Here is a 23,342-nt window from a genome sequence, read left to right on the forward strand (position 1 = left end):
AAGAGGAAGAGTCATGTTTGAACTGAAGAAACTGGTTGTGATTGTATCCGGTGTACTGGCGCTGACTGCTTGCGGTTCGTCTGTCAAGCTGGATGAATCGGCGCCGATCGAGGACAGGACGGGTTCGTCTGCCGATGCACGCCAGGTCGGTACGGTCGATGCCGTTTCCTCGGATCCGCTCAATGATCCGAATAGCGAACTGGCACAGCGTAGCGTTTACTTCGACTTCGACAGCTATGTCGTCAAGAGCGAATACGAGCCGGTTGTCGATGCACATGCACGTTATCTGAACAGTCACGGCAATCGCAAGGTCATTATCCAGGGCAATACCGACGATCGTGGCGGCAGTGAATACAATCTGGCGCTGGGCCAGAAACGTGCCGAAGCCGTTCGCAAGGCAATGTCCCTGATGGGTGTTCCTGACAGCCAGATGGAAGCGGTTTCGTTCGGCAAGGAAAAACCGAAGGCTCTGGGCAACAATGAAGCGGCATGGGCTGAAAATCGTCGTGCCGATATTGTCTATCAGTGATTATGAAAAAAACATCCTGTTTTTTGATGGCTTTGTTTGCCTGTTGCGCGGTATTGCCTGTGCAACAGGCCAGCGCCGGCCTGTTCGAGGATGACGAGGCTCGCCGTCATATTCTGGATATGCGTGACAAGATGAAGGAAGTCGAGCAGGAAAAGGCAGACAAGGCCAGCCTGCTTGTCGTCGCGAACCAGAATGAAGCGTTGCGTGATGAAATCGCGAAATTGCGTGGCCAGATCGAAGTGTTGACCAATCAGATCACGACGCTGGAAAACCGGCAGAAGGATTTTTATCTGGATCTGGATACCCGTCTGAAAAAGCTGGAACCGCAACAAATGACGGTGAACGGTCAGGCGGTTACGGTCGAGGCGGATGAGGTTCAGTCTTTCAACAAGGCTGAGGAATTGTTTGCAGCAGGAAATTACAAGGGCGCAGTTACGGCGTATGGCGAATTCATGAAGAATTTCCCCAAGTCCCATTTGCTGGCCAAGGCCCAGTACCAGCTGGGCAATGCCTATTATTTGCAGGGAGATTACAAGAATGCGCTGAAGAACCAGTCAGCTGTGGTCAGGCGTTATCCGAAAAATGTGATAACCCCGGATGCTATGCTCAATATGGCAAGTTGCCAGCTCGGTTTGCAGGATATCGATGCGGCAAAAAAGACCCTGTCGGAACTTGTTAAGAAGTATCCCAAGTCGGAGGCAGCCAAGGGAGCGAAAGAGCGGTTGGCCAAACTGGGTTGAAAACAGGAAGGTACGTATCTGGAAAAGGGGATCGGTCGATCCCCTTTTTTTGTTTATACGGTGGCGTACTGGCCTGCACGGGTATGCCTGGCATGGACGGCGACAGCGGTATCTGTCGTTTTCTTTTCCTTGCGTACACGGGCTGTCGGCAGGCGACGCAGAAGGCGAAGGGCATTCAGGTCCCGGATTTCGATGGTTTTCTGATCGACGCTGATCCAGCCGATATCGTGGAGTGCCGAGAGTGTGCGGCTGACGGTTTCCAGAGTCAGGCCGATATAGCTTCCTATTTCATGCCGTGTCATGCGCAGGTTGAAGATACGGTGTGAATAGCCCATTTGTGCGAAACGGTCGGACAGGGAGACCAGAAAACGTGCGACACGACCTTCTGCCGAGAGGGTACCGAGCATGCAGATCATCGCTTGTTCACGGATCAGTTCGCGGCTCATGACGCCATACATGGCATGTTCCAGTTCAGGATAGGTTTTGCCAAGCGAAGTCAGTTTCTTGAACGGGACCAGAATCAGGTCGCAATCGGACAAGGCAACGGCTTCGGAGGTATGGAAACGGTTGTGGATACCGTCGACACCCAGCAAATCGGATTTCATCGGGAAGGAAAGCACCTGTTCGTTGCCCAGTTCGTCGATCATGACGGTTTTGAGAAATCCTGAATTGACGATGTAAAGCATTTCGAACGGCTGGCCGATGGTGTGTATCCGTTGGCCGGTCTTGAATTGGACGTGCTGGAACAGAACGTCTTCACCGGCAGACGGTGTGCCGGCTGGTGCCGGAATACGCAGAAGCGAACAGACTTCAGCAAGATTTGACCAGAGTTTTCCGTTTTTTTGCCGGCCGGCTTCACGTGAGAGGGAATTGGCGGATTCCTGGAAGGATGGGGTTGGGTGGGTTGCAAACATGGCAGATACTCCCGATTGGATATGATGGACGGGTGTCGTTCAGCAAAAAGGCTGGCCAAACAACGGTTTGCATGATGATTGTTTCCGTATGACATTCATGATGCTGTTTGCATTATGTCAATTTGACGGATGAGTGAATATCGGTGAAAGCTGAATCTCGCTGTCGGAAAAATGAGCGGTATGTAGGAATATTCCGACAGATTGATGAAGGGGGCGGTCACGGCAGTGCGGTATCGGAAATTTTTTGGGGAAAAACAGGATCGCTTGATGTGCAATATACCTTTATATTGTTGTTTTTATTGAAAAAACTAAATTTTCATCCGGGCAGGAACTTTTGCGGGTGACCTCTCTCAAAATCCTCATGGTCGCTTTGCCGGCAAGTGAAAGGCTTATCGGCAGGCGAGCGGTTGGGTATTTATCCGGTTCGTTTACGAATGCAGCAGGTTTTACAACAGGAGGTCATTATGGTTTCACCATCGAAAAACCGAAGGGAAGTTGCACGAGGCGGCAGGCCGTCCAAACGCGGTTTTGCCGCCATGGATCCGGAAAAGCAGCGTGCTATCGCCAGTATGGGGGGCAAGGCAGCTCATGCCAAGGGAACGGCACATCAGTTCACCTCGGAAGAAGCGCGTGCGGCAGGTCGCAAGGGAGGTGCGGCTGTCAGTCGGGATCGCAAGCATATGGCGGAAATCGGCCGCAAGGGTGGTACCAATGGTATCCGTCAGGCTTTGCAGGAAACCGTGGTGACGACGGATTGAGCAGCGGCCGTGTGTCGTTGCTTTTTGTCGTCGCAATGAGTGAGCACAACGTCGAACAGATATCGTGCCAGTCAGGGGCAGGGCATGTCGGATATTGCATGTTCCGAATGGTCGCGATAACAGGCGAGCCGCAAAAGGAGAGCGAAATGACTGCAGTCAGAATCGAGGAACAGACAATTGACGACCGTATGACGGTTAATGAAACGAAACAGATGGTATTTTACGGGATAAGGTGGAGTGCCATTTTTGCGGGTGTGGTAGTCGGTATTGCCGTTCAGGCAATGCTGGGGCTGTTGGGATTTGCCGGTGGTCTTTCTTCCATGAGCGGTGTGTATTCGGGTGAAAGCGCATCGTTCGGTCCGATGTTGTGGGCGATGGTTTCCCTGCTGGTTTCGGCATTTGCCGGAGGGTTTTTTGCCGCCCGTTTTTCGGGATCGAGAAGAAGGGGGGATGGCGCCTTGTACGGTGCAGTCAACTGGGCGGTTTCGGTGTTGCTGTTTGCGCTGATATTGTCGACGACAGCCGGTACGATACTCAATGGTATGTTTGCCGCAGCCAATACGACGATCGTGTATTCCGGTACGGTGGTGAACGTGCCACCTGTTGTGGTTTCCGGTTTGCAACAGGAACTGGGCAATGAGCTGGATGCCGCAGGTTTGCAGCAGTTGCAACAGTATTTGCTGGCGGGACAGCGAAAGGAAGCGGAGGCCTATTTGACTTCGCACGGTATCACGGCATCACGTGCATCAACTATTGTCGACGATGCCATGGATCAGATTGGCAGTTCGACTGTCATTGCGGCCGAACCGCTGCTTTCACCTGAACAGCTGGTCAAAGCTGTGACGGCGGCTGCATGGATGGTGTTCGTCGGTGTGGCGTTTTCACTGATCGTCAGTGTGTGTGGCGGGGTGATGGGGGCGCGGTATGTCGCCCGTCGCATGCCGTACAAAAAAGGGTACTCCCGCATGGCCTGACAAGATCGGGTATTCAGGCAGGAGAGTGCCGATGTCTGTCTTGTCGCGAGTCACGATACGTTGTACAGACGGGTGACTCTGCGGCAGCGGCTCGGAAACGATGCTTCCGAGGCGGGACCGGAAGTGTTGGCACTGCACATGAATCGTATGGAATGCCCTTGCCTGACGAGAAGACCGTTACGGTGCGATTCGTCAATGAAGGGCAGTCCGTTCGGATACTGAAGCGCCGCAATGGCAGACATTGCGGCAGTTGACGGCATGCAGGCCTTCAGGTGCGTGAAAGGCCGGATGCCAGGGTTATGCCAGTGTATCAAGACGCACTATCTTGCCAAGCGTGCCGGTTTCGAGGCGTGAGCGTTCCAGTTCTTCTTTTTCCCAGATTTCCGGCAGAACGTGCATCGGTTCGTCCAGCGGTTCGTCCGAGAGTTTGAAGGTTCCCCAGTGCATGCCGACGAATTGTCTTGCACCGATGATTTTGAATGCCTTGACGGCTTCTTCAGGGTCGATATGCTGGGCGCGCATGAACCAGCGCGGAGCATAGGCGCCTGTCGGCATCATGGCGGCATGAATGTCGGGAAAGCGTTGTGCGATTTGCGAAAAGCCGTCGAACCAGCCGGTATCGCCGCAATGGTAGATGCGCAGTCCGTTGCGCGCGATGACATAGCCGCCCCACCAGCTGGTGTTGATATCCGTCAGGGAGCGGCGGCTCCAGTGTTCCGCCGGGACGAAGGTCACGTCCAGTCCCTCGATGGATTCTTCTTGCCACCAGCCCATTTCGACGACGCGCGGAAAACCGTTGTGCAAAAACCATTTGCCCAGTCCTTTCGGGACGACATAGACCGGAGCGGGGCCGATACGCTTGAGTGTCGGTGCATCCATATGGTCGCGGTGGTTGTGGGTGATGAATACCACATCGATTTTCGGCATGGCCGGCCAGTCCAGTCCGGGTGGAGAATTGCGCTTGATGAAACCGAGGGAGCGGGAAAGGACCGGGTCGATCAGCAGGTTTTTGCCGCCGAGCTGGATGAGAAAGGATGCCTGTCCGATCCAGGTCAGGGTATCGGAAACCGAGCGTCTGAGCGCACGACCGTCGTTTGCCACATAAGGAATCGCCACACCGGTGGCAGGCGATTTCGGGCGTTTTTCATCATGCCAGCCGAGGAGCCATTTGAGTGTCTGGCTTCCTGCGGGCTTGCGGAAATTACCTTTGAGGTTGGAAAAATGCATGTCCGGAAACTCCTTGTCGCCGCTATTTTACCTTGTATGGCTGAGGATGGCGTCGGGATGCATTTGTGCCGCAGAAAGGTGTTTCGGTGGTTTACAGTTCGATAGTGTATGTTTTTTGACGCAGTCCGCCAAAAAAACGCGCTTTGTATGACCGGATTTCGCACGGTTTTAAAGGTCGCGTTTACAATGTCGCCGTTCTGGTGCTCGCATATCTGTCTGATGTGCAGTTAAACGGGAAACACGAAGCCGCAAGTTTCGGCCAACGTGTGCTGCCCCCGCAACGGTAAGCAGGTGTTCCGATGAGGGAACACGCCGTCCATCCGCGCCACTGTGCCTTGTGCATGGGAAGGCAGGACGGCCGGTTTCGGTGAGATACCGAAAACCTGTAGCCCGGATACCGGCCCGAACGAAAAAGGTTGTGCCGCGGACGGGGAATGCCGCAAGACGTACCGTCAGTTTTTCATTTCTCCGGTGTTTTTCTTTTTTCCGCTTCCCGTGGCACGTTGATGGACGAGAGTCCGGCGGGGTCGCCGGCTCGAAGTATGCAAATGGAATAAACAATTCATGTATCCCCACGTTTCAGATCGTCGCCGTCGTCGTATGGCGATCAGACCGCTTTTGCTCGTTTCCGCGCTGGCCTGCTGTTTTGCAGGTTCCGCCTATGCGCAGGAAATCGTTGAATCCGAAGAAAAAACGCTTGAACCTGTCGTCGTGACGGCCTCGCGTGTCGAACAGCTGCAAAAGGATGCCATTCCCAGCACGACCGTGATTTCGTCCGAGACGATCCAGAACAAGAAACTCGCCGATTTGCCGTCATTGCTGAGAAGCGAGGCAGGGATTGAGTTCGCCAGAACGGGTGGTGCTGGACAGCCTGTATCTCTGTTTATGAGGGGGACTGAATCCAGACATGTTCTCGTATTGCTTGACGGAATTCCTATAAGGGACACAACAGATGCGGGAACAGCAGGAATATTGTCACATATCCAGCCTGACCAGATCGACCATATCGAAGTGGTTCGCGGCAATGTTTCCGCTATTTATGGCTCGGGCGCTATAGGCGGTGTGATCCAGATTTTTACCAAGCAAGGTACGGGTAAACCGACGGCTAATGTGTTTGCGGAATACGGCTCGCATGATACGACCAAGATCGGTGCAGGTATTTCAGGAAAAACGGAGGGCGGAACGAGTTTTGCATTGTCGGCGACACGTTACCGGACTGACGGTTTTTCTGCCATGAATGCCTCAAAAGATTCGACTGTTAATTCGGATGATGATTATGACAGAAATGTTAGTGTCAATGCTGCAGTATCACAGCGCCTGAATAAAGATCATGAAATCGGTGCCAGATTATATATGTATGATGCCAAGTTTGATTATGATGCACAAAACGGACCGAATGAAGAGGCTTCAGGAAAAGCAAAGGCATTAACAACGGCACTGTATAGCAAGAACCGCTTTACGCAGGACTGGTTGTCTACTTTGACATTTTCATATACGAATGTAGAACGTCATTATGATGTGATAGATAATGACAAACTGTGGGGATATGATATGGGCTATCGTAACAAGTATGAAAGTGATTCAAAGTTGTTGCAATGGGAAAACAGGATTGCACTTTCTTCGGACTGGACGTTGACGGCAGGCGTGGATGTTGGCTCAGATGAAGCAAGAATTGGTTATGGCGGTTCATCGAGTTTCAATGTGGATCGTGACAGGTATAGTGCCTATGCAGGAGTGCTTGGAAATATCGGCGCACACAGTTTGCAGGCCAACGTTCGCTATGATCATGTAGAAGACACGGATTCTGATACAACAGGGTTTCTTGGATATGGTTACAATCTGACACCTTCATGGAAATTATTGGCCAGTGTATCCACATCATTTCTGGCACCGACACTCGATCAACTTTATAACCCGCAATGGGGTAGCAATAATGAAAATCTTGAGTCGGAACATTCGACCAATTACGAAGCAGGAATTCAATATGCTCAGGGAAAAGATCTGGTTCGTTTAACCGTTTTTGAATGGCATACACGCAATTTGATCAGTTCGGTAAATAATCGGTATACCAATATTGGTCGAGCTAAAAGCACAGGTGTGGAATTGAACATGATGACGGATATTCTGGGGATGGATGTAGCTGCCAATTTGACGTGGCAAAATCCAAAAGACAGGGAAGAAGATAAACAGCTTCCCAAACGATCCAGATGGTTCGGTTCACTGAATGTATCCAAGACAATCGGTTCATGGTATTTCGGTGGTGATGTTCAATACAATACACATCGCTATGATTATGCGGGGCGATATGAGTTGTCATCTTATTGGTTGGTCAATCTCGATGCACGTTATAACATCAACAAAAACGTGTCGTTGTATGCCCGTATCGAAAATCTGTTTGACCGTGAATATGAGACAACTTGGGGATATAACGAAATGGACCGTGCGGCCTATGTCGGTGTGAATGTGAAGATGTAGGATAGAATATGCCCCTGTTCGGAAAATGGAAAGCGGCAGGGGAAATGTCTGGTACACACCGATACGAAAACCGGTTTGTCGGCTTTGGCCGGCGAACCGGTTTTTTCTGTGTCTTGTTGCCGTTTCTGGCAGGCGGTGTGACGCCGGATGCGCTTGCGCAGGAAAGCCGTGAAGAAGATGTGATGCTCTCGCCGGTGGTGGTGACGGCTTCGCGTGGCGAACGGCTGGAAGAAAACGCAATTGCTTCGACGACGGTCATTACCGCGGAGGCTATTCAAAACAGGCGGCTGGCCGATTTGCCGTCCATTTTGCGCAGTGAAGCGGGTGTCGAGTTCGACCGGATGGGTGGTCCCGGGATGGTCACGTCGGTTTATATGCGGGGCAGCAATGCCAACCGTGTGCTGGTGCAGATCGACGGGGTGCCGGTCAACGACGGTTCCGTGATGGGGTCTGCGGCCTTGCTCAGTCATCTCCAGCCGGACCAGATCGAGCGTATCGAGGTGGTGCGAGGCGATGTGACCGCCATTTACGGGGGCGGTGCGTCCGGCGGTGTGATCCGGATTTTCACGAAGCAGGGCGAGGGCAAGCCTTCGGTACGCCTGTTCGGGGAATATGGCAGCCGCGATACGTCCCGAATGGGAGCGGGTGTTTCCGGCAGGGTGAACGATACGCGGTTTTCGCTCTCGGCCGTTCATTCGGAGACGGACGGTTTTTCCACGATGTCGTCCTCGAAAAATCCGCTGGTCAATGACGACAGGGACGGCGACCGGCTCGATACGATCAGCAGCAGTCTGTCGCACCGTTTCGGTACGGATGGCGAGATCGGCGCGAGGTGGTATTTCAGCGACGCTCGCTATGATTACGATGTCGGCAGCGGGCCGGATGAAATCAATACGGGCGAAAACCGGCAGTGGGTCGGCGCGCTGTATGGCAAAAAGCGCATGACGGCGGACTGGTTGTCGAGCGTGACGCTCTCACGCATGGAGATCGACCGGCATTATGAGACGAAAAACGGTCTGGTCAGACCGCCCGTGCAATGGGGCGGGACGATGTTGCCAGCGTATGACCCGAACGGGACTTCGGATTCCAGGACGGAACATACGTTGTTGCAGTGGCAAAACGATGTGGCCTTGTCCGGTGACTGGAGCGCGACAGCTGGCGCCGATGTGGCACATGAGCGTTCCGAGTCCGGCAAGAACGGGATGGACAGTGTGTCGAGCCGCAACCGGTACAGTCTGTACGGCGGTGTATCGGGCAAGACAGGGATGCACGACTGGCAGGCGAATGTCCGTTACGATCAGGTCGACGATGCCGGTTCGGAATGGGCGGGGTATCTGGGGTATGCATGGCGGTTGGCGCAGGATTGGAAACTGACGACGTCGGTTTCGTCTTCGTTTCTCGCGCCAAGCCTGTACCAGTTGTATAACCCGATGTACGGCAATACGCAGTTGAAGGCGGAAACGTCCCGTGCGGGCGATGTCGGTATCGAATATGCCGCAGGGGTGACGCGGGTACGGCTGACGGCATTTGCATGGTACACGCGTGATCTGATCGACTTCGATTCGGATTTGCGCTACATGAATATCGGCAAGGCGCGCAATCGCGGGCTGGAGTTGACCGGACGGACGGTACTGGCGGGACTGGATGTGGATGGGGCCGTGACGCTTCAGGATCCGGAAGATTGTTCGACAGGGGAAACCCTGTTGCGTCGGGCGCGGCGGCTGGCGTCTGTCAATGTGTCTCGGACGTCGGGACGATGGTATGCAGGCGGCAGTGTGCAATATACGGGAGAACGTACCGACAGCGGTCATGATTTGCCGTCGTACTGGCTGGCGAGTCTGGATGTACGCTACCGGATATCGCAGGAAGTGTCCCTGTACGGACGGATCGAGAATCTGTTCGACCGGGATTATGAGACAGTATATGGCTATAACCAGCCCGGCAGAGGCGTTTATGTCGGCGTGAGCCTGAAGATGTAGGGATGTAAAATGGTGTTTTCGAATTTTCCGGAGGCCGGATGATGCCGGGATATGGCGCTTCCCATTTAGTGAACGCACGGCGGTCGCCGATAGTCTGGCTGCCGGTTTTGTTATGCCTGTCGGTTGCGGTTATGTTGTTTTCCTGTCTGCTGGGTTCGGCGGATTTGTCGTTTCGCGTTTTGCCGGAAGCTTTGATGGAGCTTGTATCCGGCAGGCGTGAATCACTGGCGGCGGTGATACTGGGCTTGCGGCTGGAACGTGCGTCGTGTGCTTTTCTGACGGGCGCCGCACTGGCGCTTTCCGGGTGTCTGATGCAGGCGCTGCTGCGCAATCCATTGGCCGATCCGTATATATTGGGGGTCTCAGGCGGCGCTTCTGTTGGGGCGCTGGCGATGCTGTTCGTGTCGGCGTTGTTGTGGACGGTCAGTGTGGTGGCTTTTTGCGGTGCGCTGGCGGTTGCGATGGTGTTGTATGCGTTGACCAGACGGGATTTCGCATCGGAAGATGGTTCGTCCCGTTTGCTGTTGACCGGGGTGATTCTGGCATTCGGTTGCGGGGCGGTGGTGACGCTTTTGCTGACGGTTGCGCCGGATCATGATTTGCGCGGGATGGTTTTCTGGCTGGTCGGCGATTTGTCGGGTGCGACGTTCAATGTTGCGTTGGCCTTGCTGGTCGCGCTGGTGTTTTGCAGGGCATGGCAGGTGTCACCGGCTATCGATTTGCTGGCCTTGCATGCCGATATGGCGCAAACGCTGGGGGTCAGGACATCTTCGCTCAGACGGGAACTGTTTGCCGGTGGGGCGTTGCTGACGGCAGCGGCGGTGACGATGGCGGGCAATGTTGGCTTCGTCGGGCTGATCGTGCCGCATGCCTGCCGGATGATGTGGGGACCGGATCACCGTTTTCTGTTGCCGGCCGCCTTGTTAAGTGGTGGTTTTTTTCTGGTGCTGGCCGATACGCTCGCACGGACGCTGTGCGCGCCTGTCCAGTTGCCTGTCGGTGTCGTGACATCGCTGATCGGGGTACCCGTTTTCCTGTATCAGCTTTACCGGAGCCGGACGGTATGGAACTGAAAACCGATTCGCTGGATGTGGCGGCAGGCGGGAAAAAGCTGGTTTCCGGGCTGGAGCTGACGGTGACGTCGGGACAATGCTGGTTCGTCTATGGGCGAAACGGTGCGGGAAAGACGACGCTGTTGCAGACGCTGGCGGGGTTGCGGGTGCCGGATGGGGGCAGTGTATTGCTTGATGGCAGGATGCTTTCGGCGTGGCCGTTTGACGAGCTGGCGCGCATGCGGGGATATTTGCCGCAAAAACAGCGGGATGCGTTCGGTTTTTCCGTTTTCGATCTGGTTTTATCGGCGCGTTTTCCTTGGCATGGCGGCAGGATCTGGGAATCGGAAGCGGATTGTGTGCCGGTTGTGGCAGCCCTGAAACAGATGGATGCGCTGGCGCTGGCGGATCGTGATGTCCGGACATTGTCGGGCGGTGAGCGGCAACGTGTGGCGATTGCCGCCTTGCTGGCGCAGGATACGCCGCTGATGTTGCTCGATGAACCGGCTACTGCGCTGGATCTGGCGTATCAGGCCACGCTGATGCAACAGATGGCGGTATGGTGCCGGGAATGCGGGAAGGCGGTCGTGACGGTAGTGCATGACTTGAATCTGGCGTGGCAGGTGGCCACGCACGTGTTGTTGCTGTATGGGGATGGGCAGTGGGAAGCGGGTACTTGTACCGCGATGATGACGACGGAAAAATTGTCGCGTTGTCTGCGTCATCCTGTCCGCTCGGCAGTGTGTGACGGCAGGCAGGTTTTTATGACGTTCTGACGGAAAGCGTATGTGGCAGATGATGCGCAAGATGATGGCAGGGGTATGTTTCCTGTTGTGGGTGTCGCAGGTAACGGCTGCGGTCAGCGTCACCGATGACGAGGGGTATACCGTGACGCTGTCGCATCCGGCGCAACGTATCGTGTCGCTGTCACCGCATGCCACTGAGATGGTGTATGCCATCGGGGCGGGAGATCGTCTGGTGGCTGTGACATCACACAGTGATTATCCGGAACAGGCGCGTGCCTTGCCGGTGGTGGGTGATTTCCGGCAAATCGATATGGAGCGGGTGCTGACGTTGAAACCGGATTTGCTGGTGGTCTGGAGCGGCGGCAGTTTGCCGCCACAGGTCGAGAAATTCCGGCAGGCGGGGATTCCGGTTTTTCACAGCCGTCCCGAACGTTTGGCGGATATTCCGGACAATATGGTCAGGCTGGGTGTGCTTGCGGGAAAGGAAGCGGCGGCACGACAGGTTTCACGGCGGTGGCTGGCACAGCTGGAAGTCTTGAAGAAGCGGTATCGCGACCGGATGCCGGTCAGGGTGTTTTATCAGGTATCCGATGTCCCGTTGTTCACCCTGAACGGGAAGCATATCGTCAATGAAGTGATCGGGTTGTGCGGCGGGCGCAATGTGTTTGCCGGTTTGTCAGTGCTGGCTCCTCATGTCAGTACGGAAGCGGTGCTGGCGGCCGATCCGGAAGTGATCGTCAGTACCCGCGGAATGGGAGCGCATGACGGGTTGGCGGGCTGGCGGCGTTATACGATGCTCTCGGCGGTACGGTACGGCAATCTGTTCGCCATTCATCCGGACTGGCTGGATCGTCCCGGGCCGAGGATGATTACAGGCACAGAGATGATGTGCAAGGCGCTTGATGAGGCACGTGCGAACAGGCAGGCAGCGAAATAGCGCAGGGTTTAACAGGGTATGGGGATATGAAAAAGGCAGCCTGAAGGCTGCCTTTTTGTCGTCGGTGACGCCGGTCAGATTTCCAGATTGTCGATCAGACGGGTTTCCCCCAGTTTGGCTGCTGCCAGAACGACTAGCGGTTCTTTTTCAGCCAGTTCGCCTGCCGTCGGCGGTTGCAGGTTGGACTGTTTGCGGATGGAGATATAGTCCGGTACCCAACCGCGCTGGCGAAGTTCTTCCATGGCATGCTGTTCGAGCTTGTAGATATCGAGATAGCCGCCATGCATTTTGTCGGCGATGTTTTGCAGGGTTTTGTACAGTGTCGGCGCTTCTTTTCGCTGTTCTTTCGTCAGATAGGTGTTGCGTGACGACAGGGCCAGGCCATCATCGGCACGCCAGGTTTCGGCGGCGATGATTTTGGTCGGCAAGGCGAATTGTTGTGCCATGCTGCGTACGACCATCAGCTGCTGGTAGTCTTTCTTGCCGAAGATGGCGACGGCCGGATTGACACAGGAAAAGAGTTTGAGCAAGACGGTGGTGACACCGTTGAAAAAGCCTGGACGGAATTTGCCTTCGAGTATGTCGGCCAGTTCCTGCGGCGGCTGGACACGGAATTCCTGCGGAACCGGATACATGTCTTTTTCTGTCGGAGCGAACAGGACATAGACGCCTTCTTTTTCCAGTTTTTCGACATCGGCGCGGAAAGTGCGCGGATAGGTGTCGAAATCCTCGTTCGGCCCGAATTGCAGGCGGTTGACGAAAATGGAGGCGACAACAGGATCGCCGTGTTTTTTGGCAAGCCGCATCAGCGACAGATGGCCGTCGTGGAGATTGCCCATGGTGGGCACAAAGGCGGTACGCAATTGTCCCCGCAGCTGGTTGCGGAGCTCTTCGATGGTGGTAACTACTTTCATGATGTGCCGGCAGTCCGGGAAAAGATAATGGTTAAAAAAACGAAAAAGGTCGAAAGCCGTATTCTGTGCTCAATTATTGTTTCGGGTCAACCTTATATAAATCGGTGCGCCTGACTCGACTTGTGTGATTTCGATCAGTGTCTCTTTGGCGAGTTCCAGTAGCGCCAGAAAGTGGACGACGACCATGGCCACGCCGGTTGTCGCGTCGAACAGGTCGTAAAACTCGATGAACCGGACATCACGCAGCCTGCGCAGAATGGCGGCCATGTGTTCCCTGACGGAGAGTTCCTGTTTGCCGACGGTATGGCTGGCCGACAGCTTGGCGCGTCGGATGATTTCGGCAAAGGCCAGTTGCAGTTCATGCGGCGAAACCGCGGGCCATTTTTTTTCGGCGGTTTTGAGAATGGCGGCTTGCGGCAGGAAAAAGTCGCTGCCGCATTTGGGCAGACCGTCGAGTGTGCCGGCGGCCAGTTTCATGCGTTCGTATTCCAGCAGGCGGCGTACCAGTTCGGCACGCGGGTCTTCAGCTTCGCCGTCGGTTTCCGTTTTCATTTTCGGCAGCAACAGGCGAGACTTGATTTCGACCAGCATGGCGGCCATGAGCAGATATTCGGCGGCCAGTTCCAGTTTCCGTTCGCGAATGCGATCTACATAGTGCAGGTATTGCAAGGTGAGTTGCGCCATCGGGATGTCCAGAATATTGAAATTCTGGCGCCGGATCAGGTAGAGCAGCAAATCAAGCGGTCCTTCGAAGGCTTCCAGGAAGATTTCCAGCGCTTCGGGCGGAATGTAGAGGTCATCGGGAATTTCGGTGACGGTTTCACCGTATAGCCGGGCGATGATATCGGGTGTGTCTTTCGCTTCGGCGGGCGGTTGTGTGATTGCTGCCGGTGACGTGGATGTCTGGCTGGATTCGGACATGACGGTTATTTGTCCTGAGGTGCCGTTTCGGGACGGCGTTTTTCCAGCCTGAAAGCGATGGTGTCCGCAGGGCGCTTGCGCAAAGTCGTCTCTTGTTGCACGTTGACGGTCGTCGGTTGATCCGGCCGGTTCTCACGTTCGCGTGCCAGCAGGCGATCCAGTTCGGAAATGTAGCGATGGTCCAGTCTGAATTGAATCATGGCGTTATTCTCGTTTGCGTGTGATACGGTTTGCAAGTCGATGTTTGTCCGGTATAACGATGAAGATTACTGGTTCAGTACCCTGCGCATCATGATAGGTGAGATGTCCATCGAGTCCCGTGCCGAAAATTCGATTTCGGGCGCCAGCTCGAAACCATAGGCTTCATAGAGGCTGGTCAGCGGTTCCAGATATCGGTGAAGAAAAAGCCGGAGCTCGTCGATTTCACTCAGCTGTGCATGGTGAATGACGGCTTCGATCAGATGCTGGGAGAGATTTTGTCCGCAAAAGGCGGGTATGACGCCAAGCCGACGGATTTTCCAGATATGGTCATCTTCATCCAGCGGCGCCCATCGCAGCGAGCCGGCCGGAATATCGTCTGCCATCAGGATGAAAGCGCCGCCTGCATGCAGGTCTTCATTGACCTTTTGCCAGGTGTCGTGATGCCCCCCGGAGATGGGCGGACATTTGTCCGCCCATGCTTTTCGTGTCAGTTCCGCGATTAACGGCGCGTCTTCAAGCGATGCTTCGCGTACAACGATTTTCATGGCAAAGTCCTAGCGCAACCGCATGCCCGGTTTGGCGCCCGGCCATGGCTGGAGGATGTAGATGCCTGCATCGTCTTTGCCGGAAGCGGCCATGACCATGCCTTCGGAAATGCCGAATTTCATCTTTCGCGGCGCCAGATTGGCGACGATGACGGTCAGTTTGCCGGTGAGGTCTTCCGGACGGTAGGCCGAACGGATACCGGCGAAGATGTTGCGCAGACGGCCTTCTCCGGCATCGACGGTCAGTCTGAGGAGACGGTCGGCACCTTCGACCAGACTGCAATCGACGATTTTCGCGATACGCATATCGACTTTGGCGAAGTCGTCGATGGTGATCTGTTCTGCAAGCGGTTCGATGGCCGGTGTGCTTGCCGTGTCTTTTTCCGCTGGCGCAGCCTGCGCCGGTGCATCGAACAGGGCGTCGAGCATTTTCTGTTCGACACGTTGCATGAGGTGTTCGTAGGGACGGATGGCGTGGCCGTCAGCCAGGGGATGCGATACGTCCGTCCACTGCAACGGAGCGATGTCCAGAAAGGCTTCGACTTTTTGTGCGATTGCGGGAAGGACGGGCTTGAGATATATCGTCAGGATGCGGAAGGCTTCCAGCAGTCGGGTGCAGACCTGATGCAGTTCTTCGCTTTTTTCCGGGTCTTTCGCCAGTACCCAGGGTTTGTGTTCGTCGACGTAGGCATTGACTTCGTCGGCCAGATGCATGATCTGTCGGAGTGCCCGGCCATATTCCCGTTTTTCGTACAGGTCTGCGATTTCCGCGGAGGCGGTGCGCAGTGTGTCGAGTACCGGTGCCGGTGTGCTTGTCCAGCCATGAGCCAGTTTGCCGCCGAAACGTTTGGTGATGAAACCGGCGGCACGGCTGGCGATGTTGACGTATTTGCCGATCAGATCGGAATTGACGCGCGCGATGAAGTCGTCACCGGTGAAGTCGATGTCTTCGACACGGTCGGAGAGTTTCGCTGCGAGATAGTAGCGCAGCCATTCCGGATTCATGCCGATGTCGAGATAGCGCAGCGGGGAAATGCCGGTACCGCGGGATTTGGACATCTTTTCGCCGCCGACGGTGATGAAACCGTGGACGAATACGTTGTTAGGAACGCGCATGTCGGCGAAATGCAGCATGGCCGGCCAGAACAGGGTGTGGAAGTAAATGATGTCCTTGCCGATGAAGTGGTATTGTTCCGTGTCCGGATCGGCCATGAAGGCGTCGTAGTCGATGCCTTTTTTGGAAAAGTAGTTTTTCAGCGAAGCCAGATAGCCGACAGGCGCATCGAGCCAGACATAGAAATATTTGCCGGGAGCATCCGGTATTTCGATACCGAAATAGGGGGCGTCGCGGCTGATGTCCCAGTCGGTCAGTGCATTGTCGTCACCGTCTTTGCCTTCGAGCCATTCACGTGCCTTGTTGGCGACCTCCGTTTGCAGGCGAGGATGTCCGTCGACTTGTCCCAGTGTCCATTCCTTGAGGAATGCCGTGCATTGCGGGTCCGAGAGTTTGAAAAAGAAGTGTTCGGACTGTTTCATGACGGGGGTCGCGCCGGTGAGGACGGAATAGGGATTTTTCAGCTCCGTCGGCGTATAGACGCTGCTGCAGACTTCGCAGGTATCGCCATACTGGTCTTTTGCGCCGCATTTCGGACATTCGCCCTTGATGTAACGGTCCGGCAGGAACATTTGTTTGACCGGATCGAAGAATTGTTCGATCGTGCGTGTGGCGATCAGACCCTTGGCCTTGAGACGGCGGTAGATTTCGCAAGAAAGCTCATGGTTTTCCGGGCCGTCGGTCGAGTGCCAGTTGTCGAAACTGATCAGAAAGCCGTTTAACGGAGCGGCGCGTCCGGCGGCGATTTCCGCCACGAATTCACGGGGGGTTTTGCCGGCTTTTTCGGCTGCGATCATGATGGGCGCGCCGTGGACGTCGTCGGCACCGACGAAATGGACTTCGCGCGGTTTCCCTTCATCTTCCTGCATTCGCTGGAAACGGACCCAGATGTCGGCCTGGATATATTCCATGATGTGGCCGATATGAAACGGTGCGTTGGCGTATGGCAGTGCAGTGGTGACAAACAGCTTTCGTGACATGATGAATAATGGAAATAGACGATAAAACACCATTTTACCAGTCCTGTGATGCGATACGCGCATCTTTTGTGCATTTGCGTTAGACTTCACTTTCCATTGAAAGGAGAAAACATGTCCATTACGACGGAAACGGTCTGCAACGCGCTTTCGGCGGTTGTGGATGAGTATCTGAAAACCGATTATGTCAGCGCGAAATGGGTTCGTGATATCAGTATTGCGGGAAATGATGTCTCGCTGGTCATCGAGCTGGGCTATCCTGTCGCGAGCATGCATGCATTCATCCGGAACCGTGTGACGGCGGCATTGCAACAGGTTCCCGGAATCGGCAGGATAACGGTCGATGTCACGACGAAAATCATCACCCATGCCGTCCAGCATGGCGCCAAACCCATGCCGGGTGTGAAAAACATCATTGCCGTTTCTTCCGGAAAAGGGGGGGTCGGCAAATCGACGGTAACGGCCAATGTGGCGCTGGCGCTTGCGGCGCAGGGGGCACGTGTCGGCGTTCTCGATGCCGATATTTACGGGCCTTCACAGCCGACGATCATGGGGATTTCCGAAAAACCGACGTCCTCCGACGGTGAACATTTCGATCCGGTTTGCCAGTATGGTCTGCAACTGATGTCGATCGGTTTCATGATGGACTCGGTCCAGCCGCTGGCATGGCGTGCGCCGATGATGACGCAGGCGCTCATGCAGTTGTTGCAGCAGACCCGGTGGGACGATCTCGATTATTTGCTGATCGATATGCCACCGGGAACCGGGGATATCCAGATGACCTTGTCTCAGAAAGCGCCGTTGACGGGTGCCGTTGTCGTGACGACGCCACAGGATGTCGCGGTGCTCGATGCACGCAAGGGGTTGATGATGTTCCAGAAAATGGGTGTGGATATTCTGGGTATCGTCGAAAATATGGGGTCGTATGTCTGCTCGCATTGCGGACAGATAGAGCATATTTTCGGCAAGGACGGCGGCAAGGTGATGAGCGAGATGTATGGCGTGGATTCACTGGGCAGCATACCGCTCAATATTGCGGTGCGTGAACAGACCGATGCGGGACGGCCGATCGTGCTGGCGGAACCGGACGGGCTGATCGGACGGGTGTTCAGGGATATCGCATGCGAACTGGCGGCATGTGTGGCGAAAAAGCCGAAGGACATGACCGGGATGTTCCCGCCGGTGAAAGTCGTTCCGTGATGCAGGGGGCGGTTATACGTCGGCCAGCCGGAACACGTCGCTGACGGTGTGTATTTTTCCGGTTTCCGTCGCGTCGTAACCGCCCAGCTGATTGATTTCCTGTATGAATTCGCCACTGCGCATGATAGAAAGCATTTCGCGGATGGTGTTGCTTTCCAGCGTGTCACGTGCGATGGCGAAGAAATAGCGTTCCTCGACCAGGGGAACGAAATCCAGCCCGAAACGGTGTGCTGCTGTTTCGACACCGAACCCGACATCGGCCATGTTGCTGGCGATGTAGGCCGCAACGGCCGCATGGGTGAATTCGGTCGTTTCGAATCCGTTGATGTGCGAGGAATCGATCTTGTTTTTTGACAGCAGGGTTTCAAGTACCTGTCGTGTGCCCGAACCGATCTGGCGGTTGACGAAACGGATATCGTTGCGTGTCAGATCCTTGAAGGACAGGATACGTTTCGGGTTGCCTTTGGCGATCAGAAGCCCCTGCTTGAGGTTCGCAAGATGGATGAGGCAATGGTCTTCACGCGAAAGGAATCGCAGGTAAAGTTGCAGAACACTGTCTTCATAGACATTGACCGGCAGGTGGAAGCCGGCGATCTCGCAGTCTCCCTGCGCCAGGGTGGCGAGTGCTTCCATGCTGTTCTGGTAACGCAGCTTGATGGGCAGTTCAAGACGGTTGATATGTTCCATCAGCGTGGAAATCGCGAATCCGTGGCTTGCACACAACCGGATCGTCCGGTTATTGCCCAGCACACTTTTGGCCAGTTCGGTTTCCAGCTCGGATGAAAGGGTTTCCAGTGTAGGGGACAGACGTGCCGCGATACGCTTTTCTGCCCAGAGCAAAGTGGTGGCGAAACGCGTCAGTGTTGTGCCGCGCCCACGGTGTTTTTCAAGCAGCGGCGTTCCGAAAACGGATTCCGCCTCGCGCAAAAGTCCCCAGGCATGCCGGTAAGACAAGCCCAATCCCTTGGCCGCCTGCAAAATGGCGCCTTCGGTCTGTATCGAGTCAAGTAAGCGCAACAGCATTGCCGTATCGATGGACGGCTTCTTGCCGTAGGCGATTCGCCAGTGTGGCTCTATGGAAACTTTGTACATATAGTGAAAATTATACACATTTTGTATTGTATTTCATATTACTCTGAATTTACATATATGCAAAAAATAGCTTATAGCCTCTTAAATTCAGCGATGGTATCATTTTTTCTCGAATATATTTTTCAATTTTTTTTCATAGGGTGTAAGGAGAGAATGGTATGTCTTTTTTGAAGCTAGGTAAGGAATATACCGTTGCTGGCGAAGGCTTCAATCGCTGGCTGGTACCTACTTCCGCATTGATGATTCACCTATGCGTAGGTATGGGTTACGGTATGTCCGTGTTCTGGTTGCCAATGTCGAAGCTGGTCGGTGTATCGAAAGGCCTTGGCAAAGCTCTGGCATGTCCTGCGGACATGAGTATTTTCACTCAATTGTTTACCACTGAATGCGACTGGAAAGTCGTGATGTGTGCGGTTATTTTCAGTATCCTGTTCTTCATGCTCGGTACAACGACCGCTATTCTCGGTAACTGGCTGGAACACGTCGGCCCACGTAAATGCGGTCTGGCTTCCTGCTGCTGCTTCTGTTTCTTCTTCTTCATGCTGGCTCTGGCCACCTTCACCCACCAGCTGTGGATCGCATGGCTGTCCGCCATCATCGGCGGTATCGGTCTGGGGCTGGGTTACATCACGCCGGTTTCGACTCTGATCAAATGGTTCCCTGATCGTGTCGGTATGGCAACCGGTATGGCTGTCGGCGGTTTCGGCGGCGGCGCTATGGTCGGTGGTCCTCTGGCACAGAAACTGATCGGCTTTTTCGGTACCTCCACTTCCGTCGGTCTGTGGCAGGCTTTCTTCGTCATGGCATGCTGCTATACCGTCATGATGCTGCTGGGCTGCTTCACCATCAAGGTCGCTCCGTCCGGATACAAACCGGCAGGCTGGGTACCCAAGAACACCGGTAACATGGTCGACGACGGTCACGGTGGCCTGATCGAAGCTTCTTCCTTCAACGTTTCCACCAGCAAGGCTGTCAGAACGCCTCAGTTCTGGTTCTGCTGGTTCATGTTGTTCCTGAACATCGCTGCGGGTATTGGCGTTCTGGCTATGGCATCCCCGCTGCTTCAGGAAGTGTTCGCCGGTAACCTGATCGGTATGCCGGGTGTTCCGTTCGACCAGTTGACCGATGCACAGAAAGGTCAGGTGGCCATGATTGCGGCAGGTTTCACCGGTCTGCTTTCACTCTTTAACATCGGTGGTCGTGTCGTATGGGCATCTCTCTCCGACAAACTGGGCCGCAAGACGGTTTACTTCATCTATTCCATCGTCGGCGCCGTTCTGTATGCCTCGATTCCGACCCTGGCTTCGTCCCTGAACCTGGTTCTGTTCCTGTGCGCAGTCTGCGTATGTATTTCTTTCTACGGCGGCGGCTTCTCGACGATTCCTGCCTATCTGGCCGACCTGTTCGGTACCCAGTTCGTCGGTGCTATTCACGGTCGTCTGCTGACGGCATGGTCCACGGCTGGTTTGCTGTCTCCGTTGCTGATCAACATCATCCGCGATATGCAGCTGAATGCAGGTGTTGCCAAGGCACAGGCATATTCTGTCACGCTGTACATCATGGCTTGCTTCCTGGTCATTGAATTCTTCTTCGCTATCATGATCCGTCCGGTCAGCAGCAAGTACTATATGACCGAAGAAGAAGTCAAGGCCGTCAAGGCTGCATTGGAAGACAAGGTTGCCAAGGCACAGGCATCCGGTGTCGTTCCGCCTGCCAAACCGACTTCCGCCGGTACGCTGGTTATCTGCTGGTTGATCGTAGGTATCCCGCTGGTCTGGGGCGTTTATCAGGTGGCTCTGCAAACAGCCAAGATGTTTGCTTGATAATCCGCGACAGCCTTAGCACCCGGGCTGTCCATCAAATCCTTGTCCGCATGTGCGCAAGCCATGCGGACATTTTTATATCCGATATTTTGTTTAATGCGTTGTCAGATCGTTTATTCGTGGTGTTTTGTTCGCCGACAGGGCGGTTTGCCGGTCAGTGCGGACAATGCCGGGACTGGACCGTGATGCAGGTCCGGTTTGTCGTATACGAGTGTGTTCCGGAAATCCTGAAAGAGACATCGATGTGTGTGCAGTGCCGATAATGCGGACATAATTGCGCTATGCCGATGACGACGCGGTAAAATAGAAATTTCGTTTATTCATTCCGATTTCATCATGACTGTAAGAACTCGTTTTGCTCCGAGCCCGACCGGTTTTCTGCATCTGGGCGGCGCACGTACGGCATTGTATTCCTGGGCGTATGCCCGTCATCATGGCGGCCAGTTCATCCTGCGAATCGAGGATACCGATCTGGAACGTTCCACACCCGAGGCCGTGCAGGCTATTCTGGATGGTATGAAGTGGCTGAATCTGACGCATGACGAAGGTCCTTTTTACCAGATGAAAAGGATGGATCGTTATCGTGAAGTGATCGCGCAGATGCTCAAGGATGGGACTGCCTATTATTGTTATTGCACGCCGGAAGAGCTCAATGCGATGCGTGAACGCCAGAAAGCCGCCGGTGAAAGTCCGCGTTATGACGGGACATGGCGTCCTGAACCCGGCAAAACCTTGCCGCCGGTTCCGGAAGGTGTCAACCCGGTGGTGCGTTTCAAAAATCCGCTGGAAGGCGAAGTGACATGGAACGACCGGGTCAAGGGCAAGATCACGATTTCCAACAGCCAGCTCGACGATCTGATCATCGCGCGTTCGGACGGTACGCCGACATACAATTTCTGCGTGGTGGTCGATGACTGGGATATGGGGATCACACATGTGATTCGCGGCGACGATCATGTCAACAATACACCACGCCAGATCAATATTCTGAAAGCGCTCAACGCGCCTGTACCCGAATATGCCCATTTGCCGATGATTCTGGGTGACGACGGTGAAAAATTGTCCAAGCGGCATGGTGCCGTATCGGTGATGGAGTATCCTGCAGCCGGTTATTTGCCGGAAGCGATGCTCAATTATCTGGCACGGCTAGGCTGGAGCCACGGTGATGATGAAATCTTTTCGATGAAACAGTTCTGTGAATGGTTCGATTTCGATCATCTGTCTTCATCGGCAGCACAGTTCAATACGGAAAAACTGAACTGGCTGAACAATCATTATATTCGTGAGGCTGACAACGCCAGACTGGAAGCGCTGGTTCGTCCACAGCTGGAAAAGATGGGCGTCAAGCTCGAAAACGGACCTGCCTTGCAGGATGTGATCGCGCTGATGAAAGATCGCGTCAATACGGTCAATGAACTGGCGAATGCCTCGCTGATGTTTTACCGTGAGCCGGATCCCGATCCGGAATTGCTCAAACAGCATTTGACGGATGCCGCTCGCGCCGCATTGAAAGCGTATGCAGCCGAAGTCGAAACAATCGAGTGGAAACGCGAGGCCTTGTCGGCCATGATGAAAGGACTGCTGAAGCAGAACAAGATGAAAATGCCTCAGGTGGCGATGCCGTTGCGTTTGCTGCTGACCGGGCAGTTGCATACGCCGTCGATTGATGCCGTGGTATGCCTGTTCGGACGAGAAACGGTATTGTCACGCCTGAAAGGGTTGTAAAAACGGCATGGAAAAATCCGGTCGGTTGGCATACAATTCCGACCGGAACATGTATGCAGCCGGCTGTTTTGACTGTTGTCATTTACCGAAATGTCCGGCATGTGTATGATCTGTGCAATTTTGCAAATGAAAATTGTAAAAATTCGAAAAGTTCTGCTATAATTTTATTTCTGTTTCGGGGGTATAGCTCAGCTGGGAGAGCGCTTGCATGGCATGCAAGAGGTCAGCGGTTCGATCCCGCTTACCTCCACCAGATGTGTCTCCATCGTCTAGAGGCCTAGGACACCACCCTTTCACGGTGGGAACAGGGGTTCGAATCCCCTTGGAGATGCCAGTTGACCGGTTTTCCGGTGTGTTGTGTCTCCATCGTCTAGAGGCCTAGGACACCACCCTTTCACGGTGGGAACAGGGGTTCGAATCCCCTTGGAGATGCCATCTTCCCTTCCTGTACACGCTGCCGGTTCCCCTTTTTTGTCGGGACGGAAAATCCAGCCGTTTC

General features: G+C 54.5%; 20 protein-coding genes, 3 tRNA genes and 1 riboswitch. Of the genes, 15 read left to right on the forward strand and 8 right to left on the reverse strand.

Annotation, left to right across the window (positions count from 1 at the left end; all coding sequences use genetic code 11):
- Window positions 1-13: 13 nt before the first annotated feature.
- Window positions 14-529 carry a peptidoglycan-associated lipoprotein Pal gene (gene pal / locus NAI64_RS01190; protein WP_269296982.1) on the forward strand — a complete coding sequence of 172 codons (516 nt, stop codon included), beginning with the start codon at window positions 14-16 and terminating at the stop codon, window positions 527-529.
- A gap of 26 nt (window positions 530-555) precedes the next feature.
- Window positions 556-1,269 carry a tol-pal system protein YbgF gene (gene ybgF, locus NAI64_RS01195; RefSeq protein ID WP_269296984.1) on the forward strand — a complete coding sequence of 238 codons (714 nt, stop codon included), beginning with the start codon at window positions 556-558 and terminating at the stop codon, window positions 1,267-1,269.
- 53 nt (window positions 1,270-1,322) lie between these two features.
- Here ybgF and NAI64_RS01200 read toward each other — a convergent pair whose 3' ends face one another.
- On the reverse strand, window positions 1,323-2,183 hold the full coding sequence (locus NAI64_RS01200; RefSeq protein WP_269296987.1) for a Crp/Fnr family transcriptional regulator: 861 nt from the start codon (window positions 2,181-2,183) through the stop codon (window positions 1,323-1,325).
- 464 nt (window positions 2,184-2,647) lie between these two features.
- Here NAI64_RS01200 and NAI64_RS01205 point away from each other — a divergent pair, with 464 nt between their 5' ends.
- Window positions 2,648-2,941: a KGG domain-containing protein gene (locus tag NAI64_RS01205; RefSeq protein WP_269296989.1), complete on the forward strand. Its 294-nt coding sequence runs from the start codon at window positions 2,648-2,650 to the stop codon at window positions 2,939-2,941.
- 146 nt (window positions 2,942-3,087) lie between these two features.
- Window positions 3,088-3,915, forward strand: coding sequence for a hypothetical protein (locus NAI64_RS01210; RefSeq protein ID WP_269296991.1), 828 nt, complete (start codon window positions 3,088-3,090; stop codon window positions 3,913-3,915).
- 297 nt (window positions 3,916-4,212) lie between these two features.
- Here NAI64_RS01210 and NAI64_RS01215 read toward each other — a convergent pair whose 3' ends face one another.
- Window positions 4,213-5,142: an MBL fold metallo-hydrolase gene (locus NAI64_RS01215; protein ID WP_269296993.1), complete on the reverse strand. Its 930-nt coding sequence runs from the start codon at window positions 5,140-5,142 to the stop codon at window positions 4,213-4,215.
- 181 nt (window positions 5,143-5,323) lie between these two features.
- Window positions 5,324-5,562: riboswitch (cobalamin riboswitch) on the forward strand.
- A 144-nt stretch (window positions 5,563-5,706) separates the two neighbouring features.
- Here NAI64_RS01215 and NAI64_RS01220 point away from each other — a divergent pair.
- The 5 genes from NAI64_RS01220 to NAI64_RS01240 are packed head-to-tail and all read left to right on the forward strand — an operon-like array spanning window position 5,707 to window position 12,331.
- Complete coding sequence (locus tag NAI64_RS01220) at window positions 5,707-7,617, forward strand: TonB-dependent receptor plug domain-containing protein (RefSeq protein WP_269296995.1); 1,911 nt, start codon at window positions 5,707-5,709, stop codon at window positions 7,615-7,617.
- A gap of 44 nt (window positions 7,618-7,661) precedes the next feature.
- Window positions 7,662-9,596, forward strand: coding sequence for a TonB-dependent receptor domain-containing protein (locus NAI64_RS01225; protein WP_269296997.1), 1,935 nt, complete (start codon window positions 7,662-7,664; stop codon window positions 9,594-9,596).
- 41 nt (window positions 9,597-9,637) lie between these two features.
- Window positions 9,638-10,669 (forward strand): FecCD family ABC transporter permease, encoded by a 1,032-nt coding sequence (locus NAI64_RS01230; protein ID WP_331282606.1) that lies wholly within the window; start codon window positions 9,638-9,640, stop codon window positions 10,667-10,669.
- Window positions 10,660-11,424: an ABC transporter ATP-binding protein gene (locus NAI64_RS01235; RefSeq protein ID WP_269297001.1), complete on the forward strand. Its 765-nt coding sequence runs from the start codon at window positions 10,660-10,662 to the stop codon at window positions 11,422-11,424. The genes NAI64_RS01230 and NAI64_RS01235 overlap by 10 nt, the downstream gene beginning before the upstream one ends.
- A gap of 10 nt (window positions 11,425-11,434) precedes the next feature.
- On the forward strand, window positions 11,435-12,331 hold the full coding sequence (locus NAI64_RS01240) for a cobalamin-binding protein (RefSeq protein WP_331282602.1): 897 nt from the start codon (window positions 11,435-11,437) through the stop codon (window positions 12,329-12,331).
- Between the two features lie 74 nt (window positions 12,332-12,405).
- On the opposite strand, the gene panC is transcribed toward NAI64_RS01240, so the two are convergent.
- From panC to metG, 5 genes are all read right to left on the reverse strand, one after another.
- Entirely contained in the window at window positions 12,406-13,245 is an 840-nt protein-coding gene (gene panC / locus NAI64_RS01245; RefSeq protein WP_269297003.1) for a pantoate--beta-alanine ligase, read from the reverse strand.
- Between the two features lie 69 nt (window positions 13,246-13,314).
- A complete protein-coding gene (locus NAI64_RS01250) occupies window positions 13,315-14,166 on the reverse strand; it encodes a segregation and condensation protein A (protein WP_269297005.1) in 852 nt (283 codons plus the stop codon).
- A gap of 5 nt (window positions 14,167-14,171) precedes the next feature.
- Window positions 14,172-14,366 carry a hypothetical protein gene (locus tag NAI64_RS01255; RefSeq protein WP_269297007.1) on the reverse strand — a complete coding sequence of 65 codons (195 nt, stop codon included), beginning with the start codon at window positions 14,364-14,366 and terminating at the stop codon, window positions 14,172-14,174.
- Between the two features lie 66 nt (window positions 14,367-14,432).
- Window positions 14,433-14,912 (reverse strand): GNAT family N-acetyltransferase, encoded by a 480-nt coding sequence (locus NAI64_RS01260; protein ID WP_269297009.1) that lies wholly within the window; start codon window positions 14,910-14,912, stop codon window positions 14,433-14,435.
- Between the two features lie 9 nt (window positions 14,913-14,921).
- On the reverse strand, window positions 14,922-17,006 hold the full coding sequence (metG, locus tag NAI64_RS01265; RefSeq protein WP_269297011.1) for a methionine--tRNA ligase: 2,085 nt from the start codon (window positions 17,004-17,006) through the stop codon (window positions 14,922-14,924).
- 111 nt (window positions 17,007-17,117) lie between these two features.
- On the opposite strand from metG, the gene apbC reads away from it, so the two are divergent.
- Window positions 17,118-18,203 (forward strand): iron-sulfur cluster carrier protein ApbC, encoded by a 1,086-nt coding sequence (gene apbC, locus NAI64_RS01270; protein WP_269297013.1) that lies wholly within the window; start codon window positions 17,118-17,120, stop codon window positions 18,201-18,203.
- A 12-nt stretch (window positions 18,204-18,215) separates the two neighbouring features.
- On the opposite strand, the gene NAI64_RS01275 is transcribed toward apbC, so the two are convergent.
- A complete protein-coding gene (locus NAI64_RS01275) occupies window positions 18,216-19,295 on the reverse strand; it encodes a substrate-binding domain-containing protein (RefSeq protein WP_269297015.1) in 1,080 nt (359 codons plus the stop codon).
- Between the two features lie 158 nt (window positions 19,296-19,453).
- Between NAI64_RS01275 and NAI64_RS01280 the strand changes: the two genes are divergently transcribed.
- The 5 genes from NAI64_RS01280 (at window position 19,454) to NAI64_RS01300 (ending at window position 23,278) form a co-directional block, all read left to right on the forward strand.
- Window positions 19,454-21,118: an OFA family MFS transporter gene (locus NAI64_RS01280; RefSeq protein WP_269297017.1), complete on the forward strand. Its 1,665-nt coding sequence runs from the start codon at window positions 19,454-19,456 to the stop codon at window positions 21,116-21,118.
- A gap of 336 nt (window positions 21,119-21,454) precedes the next feature.
- On the forward strand, window positions 21,455-22,843 hold the full coding sequence (gltX, locus tag NAI64_RS01285) for a glutamate--tRNA ligase (protein ID WP_269297019.1): 1,389 nt from the start codon (window positions 21,455-21,457) through the stop codon (window positions 22,841-22,843).
- A 177-nt stretch (window positions 22,844-23,020) separates the two neighbouring features.
- Window positions 23,021-23,096: transfer RNA gene (locus tag NAI64_RS01290), tRNA-Ala, on the forward strand.
- A 5-nt stretch (window positions 23,097-23,101) separates the two neighbouring features.
- Window positions 23,102-23,177 (forward strand) — tRNA-Glu (locus NAI64_RS01295).
- A gap of 25 nt (window positions 23,178-23,202) precedes the next feature.
- A tRNA-Glu gene (locus tag NAI64_RS01300) sits at window positions 23,203-23,278 on the forward strand.
- The last annotated feature ends 64 nt before the right edge of the window (window positions 23,279-23,342 follow it).

This window comes from Oxalobacter paeniformigenes, assembly GCF_027158465.1.
Taxonomy (GTDB): Bacteria; Pseudomonadota; Gammaproteobacteria; order Burkholderiales; family Burkholderiaceae_D; genus Oxalobacter; species Oxalobacter paeniformigenes.